Source organism: Alkalimonas sp. NCh-2, from assembly GCF_039631345.1.
Classification (GTDB): Bacteria; Pseudomonadota; Gammaproteobacteria; order Enterobacterales; family Alteromonadaceae; genus Alkalimonas; species Alkalimonas mucilaginosa.
This window is the reverse complement of sequence record NZ_JBDIUV010000006.1, coordinates 18,645-32,492: the sequence shown is the minus strand read 5'-3', so window position 1 is coordinate 32,492 and position 13,848 is coordinate 18,645. Positions and strand designations below refer to the sequence as shown.

Annotated in this window: 16 protein-coding genes; all 16 read right to left on the bottom strand. The window is 49.5% G+C overall.

What is annotated here, in order from left to right:
• Positions 1-504 precede the first annotated feature (504 nt).
• Complete coding sequence (locus ABC502_RS14550) at positions 505-1,044, bottom strand: PH domain-containing protein (protein WP_345916402.1); 540 nt, start codon at positions 1,042-1,044, stop codon at positions 505-507.
• A 199-nt stretch (positions 1,045-1,243) separates the two neighbouring features.
• On the bottom strand, positions 1,244-1,984 hold the full coding sequence (locus tag ABC502_RS14545; protein ID WP_345916401.1) for a hypothetical protein: 741 nt from the start codon (positions 1,982-1,984) through the stop codon (positions 1,244-1,246).
• A 2-nt stretch (positions 1,985-1,986) separates the two neighbouring features.
• Positions 1,987-2,676 carry a hypothetical protein gene (locus ABC502_RS14540; protein WP_345916400.1) on the bottom strand — a complete coding sequence of 230 codons (690 nt, stop codon included), beginning with the start codon at positions 2,674-2,676 and terminating at the stop codon, positions 1,987-1,989.
• A gap of 1 nt (position 2,677) precedes the next feature.
• Positions 2,678-3,199: an adenine glycosylase gene (locus tag ABC502_RS14535; protein ID WP_345916399.1), complete on the bottom strand. Its 522-nt coding sequence runs from the start codon at positions 3,197-3,199 to the stop codon at positions 2,678-2,680.
• Between the two features lies 1 nt (position 3,200).
• The gene (locus tag ABC502_RS14530) at positions 3,201-5,948 is read right to left on the bottom strand and encodes a phage tail protein (RefSeq protein ID WP_345916398.1); all 2,748 of its coding nucleotides are present in this window, start codon (positions 5,946-5,948) and stop codon (positions 3,201-3,203) included.
• A 17-nt stretch (positions 5,949-5,965) separates the two neighbouring features.
• Complete coding sequence (locus ABC502_RS14525) at positions 5,966-6,592, bottom strand: hypothetical protein (RefSeq protein ID WP_345916397.1); 627 nt, start codon at positions 6,590-6,592, stop codon at positions 5,966-5,968.
• A complete protein-coding gene (locus ABC502_RS14520; protein ID WP_345916396.1) occupies positions 6,589-7,791 on the bottom strand; it encodes a baseplate J/gp47 family protein in 1,203 nt (400 codons plus the stop codon). The genes ABC502_RS14525 and ABC502_RS14520 overlap by 4 nt, the downstream gene beginning before the upstream one ends.
• On the bottom strand, positions 7,791-8,123 hold the full coding sequence (locus ABC502_RS14515; RefSeq protein ID WP_345916395.1) for a DUF2590 family protein: 333 nt from the start codon (positions 8,121-8,123) through the stop codon (positions 7,791-7,793). The genes ABC502_RS14520 and ABC502_RS14515 overlap by 1 nt, the downstream gene beginning before the upstream one ends.
• Complete coding sequence (locus tag ABC502_RS14510; RefSeq protein WP_345916394.1) at positions 8,120-10,270, bottom strand: phage tail tape measure protein; 2,151 nt, start codon at positions 10,268-10,270, stop codon at positions 8,120-8,122. The genes ABC502_RS14515 and ABC502_RS14510 overlap by 4 nt, the downstream gene beginning before the upstream one ends.
• A gap of 62 nt (positions 10,271-10,332) precedes the next feature.
• Complete coding sequence (locus ABC502_RS14505) at positions 10,333-10,467, bottom strand: hypothetical protein (RefSeq protein ID WP_345916601.1); 135 nt, start codon at positions 10,465-10,467, stop codon at positions 10,333-10,335.
• Between the two features lie 41 nt (positions 10,468-10,508).
• Positions 10,509-10,784: a putative phage tail assembly chaperone gene (locus ABC502_RS14500; RefSeq protein WP_345916392.1), complete on the bottom strand. Its 276-nt coding sequence runs from the start codon at positions 10,782-10,784 to the stop codon at positions 10,509-10,511.
• The gene (locus ABC502_RS14495) at positions 10,781-11,044 is read right to left on the bottom strand and encodes a hypothetical protein (protein WP_345916391.1); all 264 of its coding nucleotides are present in this window, start codon (positions 11,042-11,044) and stop codon (positions 10,781-10,783) included. Before ABC502_RS14495 ends, ABC502_RS14500 begins: the two co-directional genes overlap by 4 nt.
• A gap of 2 nt (positions 11,045-11,046) precedes the next feature.
• Positions 11,047-11,613, bottom strand: a complete 567-nt coding sequence (locus ABC502_RS14490; RefSeq protein ID WP_345916390.1) for a hypothetical protein — start codon at positions 11,611-11,613, stop codon at positions 11,047-11,049.
• On the bottom strand, positions 11,610-12,173 hold the full coding sequence (locus ABC502_RS14485; RefSeq protein ID WP_345916389.1) for a pesticin C-terminus-like muramidase: 564 nt from the start codon (positions 12,171-12,173) through the stop codon (positions 11,610-11,612). The genes ABC502_RS14490 and ABC502_RS14485 overlap by 4 nt, the downstream gene beginning before the upstream one ends.
• Positions 12,174-12,249: 76 nt before the next feature.
• A complete protein-coding gene (locus ABC502_RS14480) occupies positions 12,250-12,699 on the bottom strand; it encodes a phage protein (RefSeq protein WP_345916387.1) in 450 nt (149 codons plus the stop codon).
• A gap of 40 nt (positions 12,700-12,739) precedes the next feature.
• The gene (locus ABC502_RS14475; protein WP_345916385.1) at positions 12,740-13,846 is read right to left on the bottom strand and encodes a DUF2586 domain-containing protein; all 1,107 of its coding nucleotides are present in this window, start codon (positions 13,844-13,846) and stop codon (positions 12,740-12,742) included.
• Positions 13,847-13,848: the final 2 nt, after the last annotated feature.

The following is a 13,848-nucleotide window of genomic DNA, read 5'->3' as shown; positions in this document are numbered from 1 at the left end:
ACCCGTTTTTTATTTCAGTTTTGTTTTACCCTATCCCACTGTTTTATATTACATTTTTAATGACGTAAAAATGACGCTTTTCTGGCAAACCCTCACGGAATCCACAGCAAAACCTATACATTCAATAACTTACAACTTTTGATTTCTGCTTTTAGCCCATTCAAAACTGTAATTTACTGAAAAAAATCTCGATCTTTTCAGATCCTCGATCCTTGCAAGCCTTTAGAATTGGCGCGGTCTGCAGCTATGAATTGCATGCTTAGAAAACTGAAAAAAAATTAACATACAAAGCGCGCAGGAGGGTGAGGAAGAGTGCGGATTTCGTGACGTGGTTTCTCTGTGGCTCTGGATTCCGTGCTGTGGGTTCGTGGGTGCGGTTGTGTGCTGAGTTCTTCGGCTGGCTAAGGTGGCGGGTTAACTTGCGTTCGTGCTGTTAGTGTCGTCTTTGTGTTGTTTAAGCGGCATACTGCCGCCATACAGGATGGCGACAGCAGTAGATATTAACTACAGACCGAGAAGTTTTGTTTTTTTAGCATTGAACTCTTCATTAGTAATTATTCCCTTATCCTTCAATGCGGCTAGCTTCTCAATCTGCTCGTATACATCTATTCCTTCATTATTGTTCATTTCTTCTGTATCAGATTTTTTGTATTCATCACGCTCCTCTATCAAGCGGCTGGTAGCCTCAACAAACCTTCTTGCATCATCCTTTTGAGCTCGTTCTATTTGGGCATTGTTACCTGATGCGAATATTCTAACCTTTGTCATCATAAGCCCGCTTTCTGTGCTTATTGATGAAACATACTTCAATGGGAACTCCTCTACATTTAGCTTTATCAGCCCTTTATTAATAAACAATATCCTTTTTGTTGTTGCACAAAGCAGGCCGACACCGTTTTTATAAAACCCTTTCGTTACCGCTATTATTTCTTCTTTTGGCGTTAATATGCTTGGCAATGCCTTTATTTCTTTTCCGATAAATAAAGTATCAACTAAATTCATCCCTTTAATTTTTGCTTTTACTGATTCAGTACTGTGCTTCATCTATTTTTCCCAATCGATTCCCCTATCAGTCACTTACGCTAACTCATTTTCTTTTTTTGGTCTAGATCGTAGTCATTTCTAACTGTATATACCGGCTTGTATAGTCGGGTGCAACTATGCTGCAGCTGGCCTGTGGCCAGCGCAGTTATGGTTGGCTATGGTCCATGGGGGTGTAGTTGGATTTATCTTTGCTCGATTCTTACTTGGTGATTGGGTCTAACCGCCCTTTCTGGGCGCTGGCCTCTGATGCCTGGCCGCTAAAGTCGCCGGCTTGGTTTGGTGCTGGGCCTGATCCGTGGTTGTGGGTGGCGCAGGTGGTGGCCAGGGCGTTGACTGTGGCCATGAGCTCGGACAGCAGCTTTAGCACGTTCTCGCTGTCGCTGCCCAGCCATGTTTTGGGGCTTCGGTGGTCTTGCTCTGTGCTGGCGATGACTTTTCTGGTTTGGCACTGCAGCTGGGCTAACTTTCCGATGATGTCGGTTAGGTTCTCTGGCGTTTTAGTTTCAAAGCTGCCGGTTTCGTCGATGTGCTGGTAGACGCCTTCTTTGGTTTGTACCCGGTGTTCTCCGGGCTTGATGGCTGGCAGTTCCCAGCCGAACGGTAACACAGTGCGGATGAATGGCTTGTCTGGCCGACCATAGGCGAATGCTATTTCTACGATGCTGCCAATTGCTGGCGGGTGCATGGTCCCTGCCCTGATGCCAGCGCCTGGCAATGGCAGCGGGATTGCTTGCAGTATTTTTCCGTTGGTGGCGGTGCCGTTTTCGTCCAGCAGTTCAATATCGACGGCCCAGCGTGGGTAGAATGGATCGCTGCCCCGCTCGCCTTCTTGCGCTGGCAGCTCTGGCAGTGCGATCACTTTCCCCCAGCGTGGCAGGTGCAGCTGGGCGCTTAGCTCGGGGAATATTCGTAAGACGATTTTTCGAATGATGCTTTCCATGGTTACCAGCTTATGGTCATGTTGGTTTCGCGGAATTCTACTTTGCTGATCCGCTGGCCGTTGGCGATGACGTTGGGCCGTATTTTGGGCACTGCTGGCAAGGTGGCGGTTTTGCCGGCCTTTTGCTCTGTCATCAGGTTGTTGGGGATGCTGATGGTTTTGCCGTGCCAGAACGAATCGGCATAGCTGCCCAGGTAGATTTTCCCATTGCCTTGTTGTTGCCAGATGTAGTCTGGAATTCTGTAGGCTCGGCCGATGTTGTCGAGCATGGCATAACCGCTGGTGTCGCTGTAAAAGCATGGGATGGCTGTTTCTGCGTAGGCATTTTGTGGTATGTCGAATTCAATGCCTGTTTGCTCGCTGATGTTGTCGCACACCTGGCGCAGTGTTGGATGCCTTAGCATGACGCTGATGTTGTTTGCCAGTGCGGCGGATAGTTCGCGGCAGAACAGGGTAAATTGGCCGTTGGCCGCTGGCATGATGCGTTCTATGTAGCCGATGAATACGCGGTCTATCATGCTGCCCCATCCCAGTTCTAAGGCTACGGCGCTGTAGCGCTCTGCTTTTTCGTCGACGGTGAGCTGGCAGGTTCCGGGGCTGTTTGCCTGGAGTACCAGCCAATGGTCACTGATATGGACCAGTTTTTTGCCAATGTAGGCGCGGGCGGTGAATTTTGCGTTTGGTTCGGCCATGTTATGCCAGCCTGTTGTCGATGGCTTTTAGGAACCCTAGCAGGCCGGTTAGCTGAACTTCGGTTTCTGGTGGTGATTCGGCATCTTCGGCGGCTTCCCCAGTGCCGCCTTGCTGGGCCGCGGTTACCAGAGTTTCCCGCTCTTCTTTTTTCTGCGGGACGCTTCGCACTTCTGCCAGGGTGAATGACACATTCCATTGCCTGGTTGCTTCTTGCTCTACGGCTTCGATTTTGCTGCTGAATTTTACTTGCTTGATGCCGAGTGTTTCCGCTGTTTTGTTAGCGATGCGGTAGGTTTCCCGTGCGCCGCCATCGGTGGCTTCGGCCATTTTGAACAGGTCGGTTAGCATTTGCTGATCAGCAAACGGCAGAAATCCGGTCACGGTCAGCATTTTTGCTTTGATGCCGGTTTCTGCTGTGTCGGTGCTGCTGCTTTGCCCGCTGGCATCTTCGGTGGCCAGATCTTGGCTGGCTGTGATCCGGATGCCTTTTAGGGCTATGGCTATGGCGTTTAGGGTTAGCATATTATAAGTTTGCAGTTATGTTGTTGACATATCCATCAGGACTGTTACCTGTTATAACTACATCTGTAGCTGATGTATCGCTAAACCGCACTACTGCATTATTTCCATGGCTCCCTATCAGCATTCCGTTAGTAATCGATACGCGCCCTTGTCCGTTTTGAAAGTGGTATGGATATAGCGACTTTGAATTCATCGCCCAACTAGCTGTTAGTCCGTTCAACATATAATCGCAGTTTGATAGCCTGATTGACCATTCGTTATCATAATCATGCTGATGCACTCTGTTCATGCTGATAAATTTGTTAACCTTCCGAATGCTGACCGGTAGGCTGAAAGACGTACTGCTGTTTTTGCATTTTACGTTATCTAAGAACAACATATCTATACTGCAACCCGCGGCCGTGTTCCAGTTATTGTCTGAATACATCGGGCGGTTTCCGATTATGTCAATATCCTGAATCGAAATTTTATCTATTACATGAGATTGATCTGTTGAATAAGCATCCAGTATGTATATACCGCGCTGAAATTCTCCTTTCACTCCCGAAACACTTACATATTTTGGTCCTTTCCCTGTCTCAACTAGCATTCTTAATGCTGATATTGATGTTATCCCTTGCTCTGCTTTCCCCGGTGTAACTCCTTCAATAATCAAATTCCCTACATAACCAGCTAACACACCGACATTGCAACTGACTTGATTTAAATTCCTAATAACCACTGTTTCCATTATTTGCTGTAAACTGTGCTGGCCGGCTGCCTTCACAACTTCCAAAAGATTCTTTCCTGTTATATTTGTTATGGATGCAAATGATTGCGGCCACTCTTCTTCATTATTCTCATTAGATATTTGAATGCCATTTGCACTTGTTGACGCTGTTGTATCTTTCATTAAATTTAGATCTTCTGCATGTATCTCTGTGCAGATTGCATTTATTCTAGATCCCTCCCCTCTTTGCATTATATTTACTTTTTTCATATCACAGTAATCTGCATATATAACGTTCAGAGTTGACCAATTTCTAGTGTCTGCATAAAAACCATCTATGTACACATTTTTACATAGATATGTTGTAACACCCTCGACAATGCAGTTTCTAACTTCTATATTATTTAACTCAACATTCTCACATTGGAAAACCCCAATATTTGAATAATTTATGCGCTCTGGATTAGCTGGGCTTTGCCAATTTGTGCTGACATTAATAATTTCAATATTTTCTAAAGTAACGTTTTCAACGTTGTTTATACGAACAACATTCCCATATTCATTTTGATCTGAAGTTGCTTTTCTATTCTGGTTCTCCCAATTACCATTTATTTTCAAATTCCTTAGAACAAACTTTCCTCCGCCGTTCTTAATAAACAATATTTCTGTAAAACCGGTTCCATCCATTAGCTCTTTAAAATCAACTGATATTTCAGTTTCTTCTGTTCCTTCAATTACAATATCTCCTTCCACCTGGATATTTTTTAGCCGCCATTTCCCTTCTTTCAGCTTTATTTTCTTTTCGGCTTGCGTATTTACAAGACTCTGCATTGCAGCAATGAAACTCAAACTGTCATCAGTCTGGCCATCTCTCATTGCACCGAAAATCAACGGATCAACCCCTTGTTCATTCAGCTGATTGACACGCACGAAGCATCCCTGTCCATATCCTGAGTAACTTAATACCGTTGCTATGTTTTCATGGCTTCCATCCCACATATTCAATGCTGCTGCAGCTATAAAATTCCCGCCATCATGCATAGATTCTGAAACTCCTGCAAAATAAACAAAGTTCCCACCGCCAACACCTGTACCATCTATATATGATTCAGCATGTTGCACTATTTGCGGAAACTCCTTCAGGTGTTTAATTCCTGCAACAACTCTTGACGCTATAACCTCTTTTTCGATGTTATCAATTTTGCTCCAGCTTCTTAAATCGACAACTGATTCATCTGATTCAATATTTGCAATTTTACATAGATAGTGCTTTTTTCCGCTTTCATCTGTGTAATCAACTAACTCCTGATCTGTTATCAAAAAATCCTTTTCACCCTTCCATTTGCTGCTGCTATCACCATCAAACCATGCATCAATATATACAAATTTCGGGTAGCTATTTAGCGTTAAAATATGATCTGATTCCAGTTCAATTCGCAGTCCTGAAACATAGCCTGTTCCTGCTGTTACTTTAAAGCTGTTGAGAGTTTCTCGCGGCACAACTTTAAAACCATCGCCTATAAACCAGTCTTTTCCATTCATGTCTGTCGCCAAATTACGGGTTAAATCATCCATCCCGTTTAACCGTGCAGTGAAATCCAACTGCCATGTTTCTGGCGCTACTGTGATACCAGTTAATTCAGCAATACCACTGTACTCAATACCAAAATTACGGTTTAAAGTGTTGCCCGCCTCTCCCTGATCTGTGACTGTTTTTGTGACTGTTGGAACGTGGTTCACCGCGACAAGCTTGTCGTTCACTGATGAATAAAGGCCAACCCAATTGAACTCAAACGGGCCTGTTACACTGTCTAAAACTGTCGAGTAAACAACCACGTTTTCATTGATTCGCCCTGTTTGCTGCACTATTTGCTGATGTACTATGTGTTCCGTTGGGATGCTTTCCGCCCGATCAATCGGTGCCGTTGGGTCTTGCCCTGGCACGTTGGCAAAGATGAATGTATCAATGTCCAGCTGCTCATTAGCCTGTGCTTTTGCTGCAAATAGTTGTTCACCTGCAATTGTAATTACTGAAGCCATGGTATTTCCTTAATCTTTTAACTAATGATGTTTTTCGCTATGACAAAATCTGATTCGTTGCTCATCAGTGCCAGGCCTATGCCTGGCATCATGTTGCCGCTGATTGAAGCGAACCCCGTTAAACTATCCATTGAGAAGTCATTCGGCGGGGCCACTAATGGCAAGCTGGCAATGGTGTCAAATTGGTATCGTCTGGTGGTTCTCCCGTACTGGCGGCAGATGTTATCTATCAATCCGGCCCTGTCAGCTAAATCACTGTCCAGCAATTGCAGGCTGACTACATCCCAATCGGTTTCGCTGATACGCTCATCAATGGTTATCCATGGCGTTCCCAGCTTTTTGAACATGTAATACCAGCCCGACTTACTGCCAGCCCCTTGCGCAAATCTGAGTGCATACTTAACCCGAGTTCTATACAGCTGCTCGGTTTCATTCGGGATCTGCACTATCTCGCGTTCCCACGCCAAAAGGTGCACAAGCTCCAGTTCTGCCGTCATTGGATCCAGCTGCTTTGCCGGGAACTGCAGCAAATCAACAAAACGCTGCCAAAATCGAACAGTTGCTTTACGCAGCTTGTCTAGCTCGCTTCCCTGCCTGGCCAACCAATGTGGCAGTCTGGTTATTGATGACCATTCGATGTTCATGGCTCATTCCCGTTTACGATACTCAGCGTTGTTAAACGGGGCACATTGTTGGCACTGGTGATATCAGCCTGGTGCCAATTCAATGATTCAATGCCTTCAAATTCCCGGTGTAGCTCTTTGCCTAACCGGCTAAAGCTAAACCTGGTGAATGGGGCAGTTTTTGTTGCTGTGTAATTGGTGTTTTCCCGAAATGCACACCGGATAAAGTTTTCTACAGCTGCCAATAGCTCTGTTACTTCTTCTTCCAGCATGTTGCTGTATGGGTACACTGTGACGCCAGCGGCAACATCAACCCCAGGCATTGCCATGACTAGCATGTCATCCCCATGGCCATGGTTTCCTTGCTCCATAAGGTATTGATTCAGATCGGCTAGTAATTCTGCGGAGGGCTCGCCGGTATCCAGCAAAATATACGCATTGGCTGTACCTGGGCCACGGGGCGCGTCATGCTCAAAATAAATATTGTTGGTATTCAGGCCGGCCCGTTGCGTCAAAATGGCGCGGTATACCGCATCAATGTGCCAGGCAGACACAGCGGTAAATGCATTACGGGTGCGCAGCTTCAGGTTGTCGTTGCTTTCCCGATCTGAACCGAGTACATCGAGCCAGTCAGCGCCATTGGTGACACTGCCAATGCCAGTAACTCCCTGTGCCAGCACATGGAAATAACCCGCGCCCAGGTTGTAGTCTGCACCGGCATTTTCTGCGATCACTGGCACATCAACCGTGGTTATGTTGGTTGGCATGATCACATCCGTGGTGCTGATAACTCGGTAAATCGTTCCGTTGATCGCATCCGTCTGTACTACGGTTCCAGCCGGTATTAACAGGCTTGGCCCCATGCTGGCCGCCCGGTGAAACTGTAGTTTGCCTTCTGCTTTGCTGGCTTCTTTTCTGGTTAAATCGTGTTCCCAGGCTTTGGCTTCAATAAACTGATCGTCATTCGCTGTTTGCAAAAATAGGTTTGGCAAAATAATGCCTACCAGTACTTTGTTGACTATCCAGTTGGCCGGCTTGGCTACAATGGCGCTGATTAACCGCCAGAATGGTGAGTAGGCCGAATCGTTGGCAATGATGCTGCCTTCTGCTTCTACATCCTGTTTAAACAGTTCTTTCCAGCCTTCTTCCGTGGTCGGTATGCCGGCATCTTCTACAATGCGTTTAAAGTCGATGGTTGGCACTTTTATTCTGTCAGCCATTACAGCAGCCCTTCTGTTATTCTTTGCGATAGCGGCCCAAAGTCGATCGTGTCGGCAAATACCCACCACTGGCCGTTGTCCTGTGATTCAACTCGGACAGTGCCCGGCAGGATCCGGGTGTCGTCTTCAACCAGCAATTTTATTCTTACCTTGGTGTCGGCGGTGACGCCCGTGCCTCTGTCGCTTACCAACAAATGTGCCAGGCCTGATTCGATGATTGCGTGGGCGATGTCTTGTGCTATCACCGCCCTATCGGTCAGGTACTCAGGATTAAAACCGGCATCCAGCACCAGATCGCCGTTATTGATATGCAGGTCACGGTATAGGCTCATGCATGCATCTCCACATAGTTGGCAAAGTCGGTGTCTACTTTTTGCGGGTAGATTTGAATGCTGCCGATGGTAGTGGATTTGCTGTTGTTGGCATTGGCTATCTGCTGACTAACGCCGCCGCGGGGAACGCTGCTGCGTATTGGGGCAATAGCGCCAATGGATGATGCATTATCAGGATTCCCAGCAAGGTCTGGTGCATCCAACCCATCCGGCAGCACGTTGGTTTTGATGTTGATGCCTGGCAGCTTATTCAGCTTTTCGACTATCCATGACCATGCAGCGCCGAATGCTTCTTTGATGCCATTCCACAGTGATGACATAAATTCGCCAACTGCACTAGCTGCTGATAGCAAATTGTTGAACCACTCGAAATTTCCGAACATATCCACCAGCGCTTGCCATGCTTCTCCCACAAATTCGAATGCAATGGAAAACCCATGATGGATCACAGAGGCCAGCCAGTTAATTGAATGCACAATAGCGCCAATGGTGTAGGCGATGGCCCCAAAAACAAAACCGGCTATGGCCCCGACGACTTTAAATGCAACCACCAGTACATCGAGCAAAAATGAAGCGATTGGCCGCAGTACTGACCAGACTACTTTCAGCACACTGAAGTACGCTGAGAACACACTAACCGCAATTTTTGCCAGCGTTTTTAACAGGTCCACGATGGCATCAATAGCGAACAGGATCGGCTGGCCCCAGGCGGTTTGTGCCATGTAGTTTCGCAGGTCGTCAAAGTAGTGCACCGCCGCCGCGATGATGGCGATCAGGGCCGCTATTGCGCCGATCACCAGCCCTATCGGGTTGGCGTACATGGCGATGTTTACCGCCAGCATGGCAGTACGCAGCACGGCCAGGCCACCATTTAACAGCCACACTACCCCCTGCATGGCCATGGTTGCCCCTGTCCAGGCCACCATTGCCATTTTGCTGGCCCCCATCATCAGGGTAAACAGTCCACCAGCGGCCACCGCCAACACAAAGCCAATGGCCACATAGCCCAGCCAGCGGGTAATGTTGGGGAACAGGCTGGTAAACCAAATGACTTTACGGCCCAGATCGGCTATCCAGCCCACAAAGCCGTTAAATGCTGGCAGTATCGCGTTACCAAATGCAGCACGGATCACAAACCAGCTTTCGGCCAGGCGCTGGCTTTGGTCGACCATGGCTGCTGCCATGATCTCCGCTTGCTCCATGCCTTTTACCTGGCCCAACATATCAATAGAACCTCGCAGGCCATCAATATCATTCATCAAAAACTGAATGGCTCCTAGTGCTTGGCCTCCTCCGAATGCTGTTCGTAATTCCAGCTTGTCCGCTTCGTCGGTAAGATCGCCGTACCTGCCTTGCAGGGTTTCTAAAATGTCCACTATCGGCAGCATTCTTCCTTGGGAGTCTGTGAATTTGAGTCCAAGCGCTTCCTGGGCTTTACCCACACCGTCTAAAAATGCCCGATACTGTGTTGCTGAAGTCCCACCGCTACCCGTTGCGGCTTGTAGTGTTCCCAGTACGGCCATCTGTTCTTCCAGTGGCGTAATACCCGCTGATGCACCAAGCTGATTAAATGCATCCGACATTTTTTTACCATCGGTTTTAAATGCCTGCACGGCGGTGGCCGTCATGCCGGTTAACCGGTCTACCCACTCCCCTTGCCCCATTGCCAGTGCATCGTTTTTAAAGATGCCATACATGGTGCCCATGTAACTGGTGATGGTGGCCGCGTCCGCTTTTGTGGCTTTTGCCAGTATGTTGCTGGACATGGTGAAGCGGGACAAATCGGCGTCATTTAAACCGCCGATGGCTGATTGGATGTCGTAGCTGGACCGCACAAAGGTGCTGGCGGATTCACCGTACTTGATGGCGTATTCATAGGCGTTATCGGTCAGCATTTTCAGGGCGCTGTCCTGCACCCCCAGCGAGCGCACTTCGCCCAAAGAGCGGTTCATTTCAATGGCTGGCATCAGGGCGCGTTGCAACGCATAACCACTGGCCACCACACCACCCACACCGGCCGCCATTTGCATGGTTCCTTGCTGGTAGTTGGCGGATAGTCCATTTAACTGCTGGCTGATTTTGGCAATCGGCTTGGTTATCTGGTCTATCAGGCCAATGGTAAACATCAGTGGCTTTGGTAAGCTCATACATGCCCCGTTGCTGCAGCGTAGTTGCTGCTGTCTTTACTCGATACCGGCACCGGTACCCATCAACCGCCGAAGGCCTTGGCAATGGCGTTGGTTACGATTGCCTGCAGGTCTTCGCGTTGCCTTTTTACCAACCAGGCGGCACGGGCCAGGCTTTGTTCGGTGTCCGGCTCATGCGGCAACAGGTGCCGCCGCATAATGAACAACTGTTCCAGCTGATTCGAATCAATCGACTCGATCAGCTGTTCGATTTTTTTACCGTAATTTCCAGTACCGGCGAGAACTCAGATTTCAGCGCTGCGGCGATTTGCAGTTCTGCACCTGGGCACTCATCCAACAGTTTTTTAAACTCATCTTTTTGGGCCGTGTCGATGGTTCGCATTGTGAAATTGTGCGATGCGGCTGTGATGGATGATCCCCGTGCTGCGGCGTCGATGTAGTCGCTGTGGTCTTGCACCGTGACATTGAATAAAAAGTCAGTTTTACCTACGGTCAGTGTGATTTTCTGTTTCATGCTGCGTCCTTCTCTCTTCTGTTGGTTAGAATTTCTTTCAGGTTGTCAAAGCCGTCCCGCATTTGCCGTTCAATCCGGTACGCGAGCTTTTCCACCTCGATTTTGGTGGAGTAATTTTCGGCAATGTGGGTCTGGTGGCGGCTTAGCTCGGCGGTGGTGTTGTGGACCACGTTGTACAGGTGCGCGATTAGCGGCACCATCACGGCCATTACCAGCCCCATAAAGGTCATGATCACCATCAGCCAGTTGGTTAACTCCACGGTCACTCCTCCGTTTTATGCTGGGTTGATCCCGCCTGCCCGCTGCCAGTCATGGACATTAATTTTTCACGCTGGGTGGCATCCTTGGTGGAGCTGACCCAGTAGTACACAGCTGCAGATACAAACGGCAGGAAGTTGCCCGACAGGTACACCAGCAGATCGCGGTTACCTTCGGGGATCTGGAACACAAACAGCACACCCATTTGCGCGGCCAGCATCACTAGCAAAAAAATGGTGATGGCCGATGGCATCCAGTGATCTGCGTGGGCAATCCTGGCTTGCTGTCTGTCCTGCAGCTCGGCCTGATACTCGGCCAGGGCTATTTTTTGCAGCTCTACATGACTTTGGCGGATTTGCTCGCGTTCCTGTGCTGCCCACTCTTTGAGTTTTAATGCAGCAGCCGGATCAGATTGCAGCGCTGCGGCAACTGCGTCCGGGTTGTTGTCAGTGCCAAGGGCTCCGGCAATCTGGCTGCCAATGCTGACAGCAAGGCCTGCTGGACCACCCAGCAGCGGAGCCAGCGAACCTGCAACATTGCCAACGGTGCCTGCTATCTTTTTCCAGCTCATACATCCCCCATCTGGCAATATTTCTGCAAGTAATTGGCTTCTCGGTTGCGCCGTGTCGGGTAGCGATCACCAAAGTTTTGCAGCTCGTTAATCATGGCGGTGCTGTCCGCGTTAACTGCGGTGCGCCAGAACTTCGGGCAGCGCCTTGCTAAATCGCCATACTGAAAGGCCACTGATGCGATCACGGTTTGCATGGCCGCTGGCAGATCGGTAAACACGTCCATGGATGCCGCGTTGTACCGTTGTTGTAACTGGCCTAAAAACTGGCTTTTGACACTGCTATCAATCACGCCGGCTTCTTCCCGGGTGATCAGCAATGGGCATTTCTGCAACGCGATCACGGCATCCATGCGCTTTAAGCCACAGTAAGGCACCAACTTATCTACCAGTTCGGGATGCTCTGGCAGCAGGTTGATGATGTCGCTTTCACTGCGCTGGCCAATGTCGAAACCGGTTGCGATGGTGACGCCGGAATTTGAATGGGCAGGATCCGGCACATAGCCTTTTAGCTGTGCCCTGCCTTCCAGCTCTGCGATAAAGTCGAAATCTACCTGGTGCATTGCATTCCCTCTTACCTGGTTGTTACCCATTCAGAGGCCTGCGCAGTCACGAATAACTGCACTGGCCATCTTGCTTTTACTGCTTGATATCGGCGATTTCTTCCGGCCGCAGGTACGGCACACCGTCGATGTGCACAAAGTCCGGGCTGGTGACATCAAACGGGATTTTGAACAAGCTGGCCTGGCCGCCTTTTTTGTCGATGTCCAGGATGTCGCTGAGCTTGATGCGGCAGCCGAACGCCTCGACTTTCATTTCATCCCGGGCGGTTTTGCCGTAAAACATGATGTCGAACGTCTGCATGGCTCGCCATGCGCCTGCCGACTTCGCTGCTTGGGAGATCAGGGCAAACTGGCTGGCATTGACATTCAGTTCGCCGCTGGCCGCTACATCGCCATCCACATAACCATCCGGCACACCGCTGGTTTGGCTAACCGCGCTGTTGTCGGTAATGGTCAGGGTGGCTGTGTCAACGTGGATCATGATGTCGCCCATGTTCACGTTAAAATTCATTCCTGATAAACGCATGTTTTGTGCTCCTACGCGCTGCTTAAAGTAAGCGGTTTAATTAGTCACTGCTTAAATCAAGCAGGATGTTGACGGTAATTTCTTTGGGCGAGTTGTAAGGGCGCACCACCATGTAAATAGTCACGGCCTTGTTGGTCGTCCAGACAATTTCAATATCACCATCCCGCGGCGGCTGTACTTCACCAGGGAACTGGGTGCCTAAGATCACGGTGCTTTTGCTCATGGCGCGAAGCGGCCGCATGAAATAGGCTTTGTTCAGCTCGATACTGGCTGGCGTGGAGTTCAGTGCACGGTTGGCAATGCGCCGGATAGCCAGGATTCGCACTTCGCGGCTGGCTTTGTGCACTGGCCGTAAGTGTTCGATGTACTGGAAATCGCCGCCTGCTGCATCCAGGGTGCTGCCATCGCTCCAATACACGCCTTCCAGATCCGGATACCACTGCGGCACACTGAACCGGGCATTGGCCAGCGTTTCCAGCGTGGCCAGTGTCAGCGGCTTGTCGTCACTGTCCAGCGGCTCGACGCCAAGGCCCATCACTGCACCGGTTGCCACCCGCATTGGGCTATCTGCAATGCTGACCGAGCGGTTGCACAAGCGCCCCGCCAGTACACCCGCGTTGTTGCCGTGCAGCTGTGGTACGGCAATGATCAGATGTGCAGCAATGCCTGCCTGCAATGCCACGGTGGCCGCTTCGTACTGGCTCCACGATTGGGTTTCATCGTCGATGCCAGGCACTGCAGCAATACCAAAGACAAACCGGCCATGGCTTGCTTGCAGGCTGGCAAGGTAGTCGTGCTTGGTGCTGAGTGCGGCCCCTGCTGTGCTAAGGTCGCAAAACACCACGGCTTCAAAGCTCTGCACTTCGTTGGCTGCGGTGATGGCTTCGTTTACGTCCTCACCTTCGGCCAGCGGGTACACTGCGGCTGTCCAGTTCTGTCCGGCATTCAGCTGAGCGGCCAGCACCTGATCACGCAGGGTGCTGGCGGCAAAGGTGTCGGTAATGTCGGTTTGAGCGCCAATGCTAAACAGCTGGCTTTCTTCACCTACGGCACCGGCTCGACCGACGAATAAAAAGTGACGCTCAATGGCCGCAATATCACCCTGGCCCTGATTTAAATTGTTAACTTGTACCTTACCTAGTGACATTG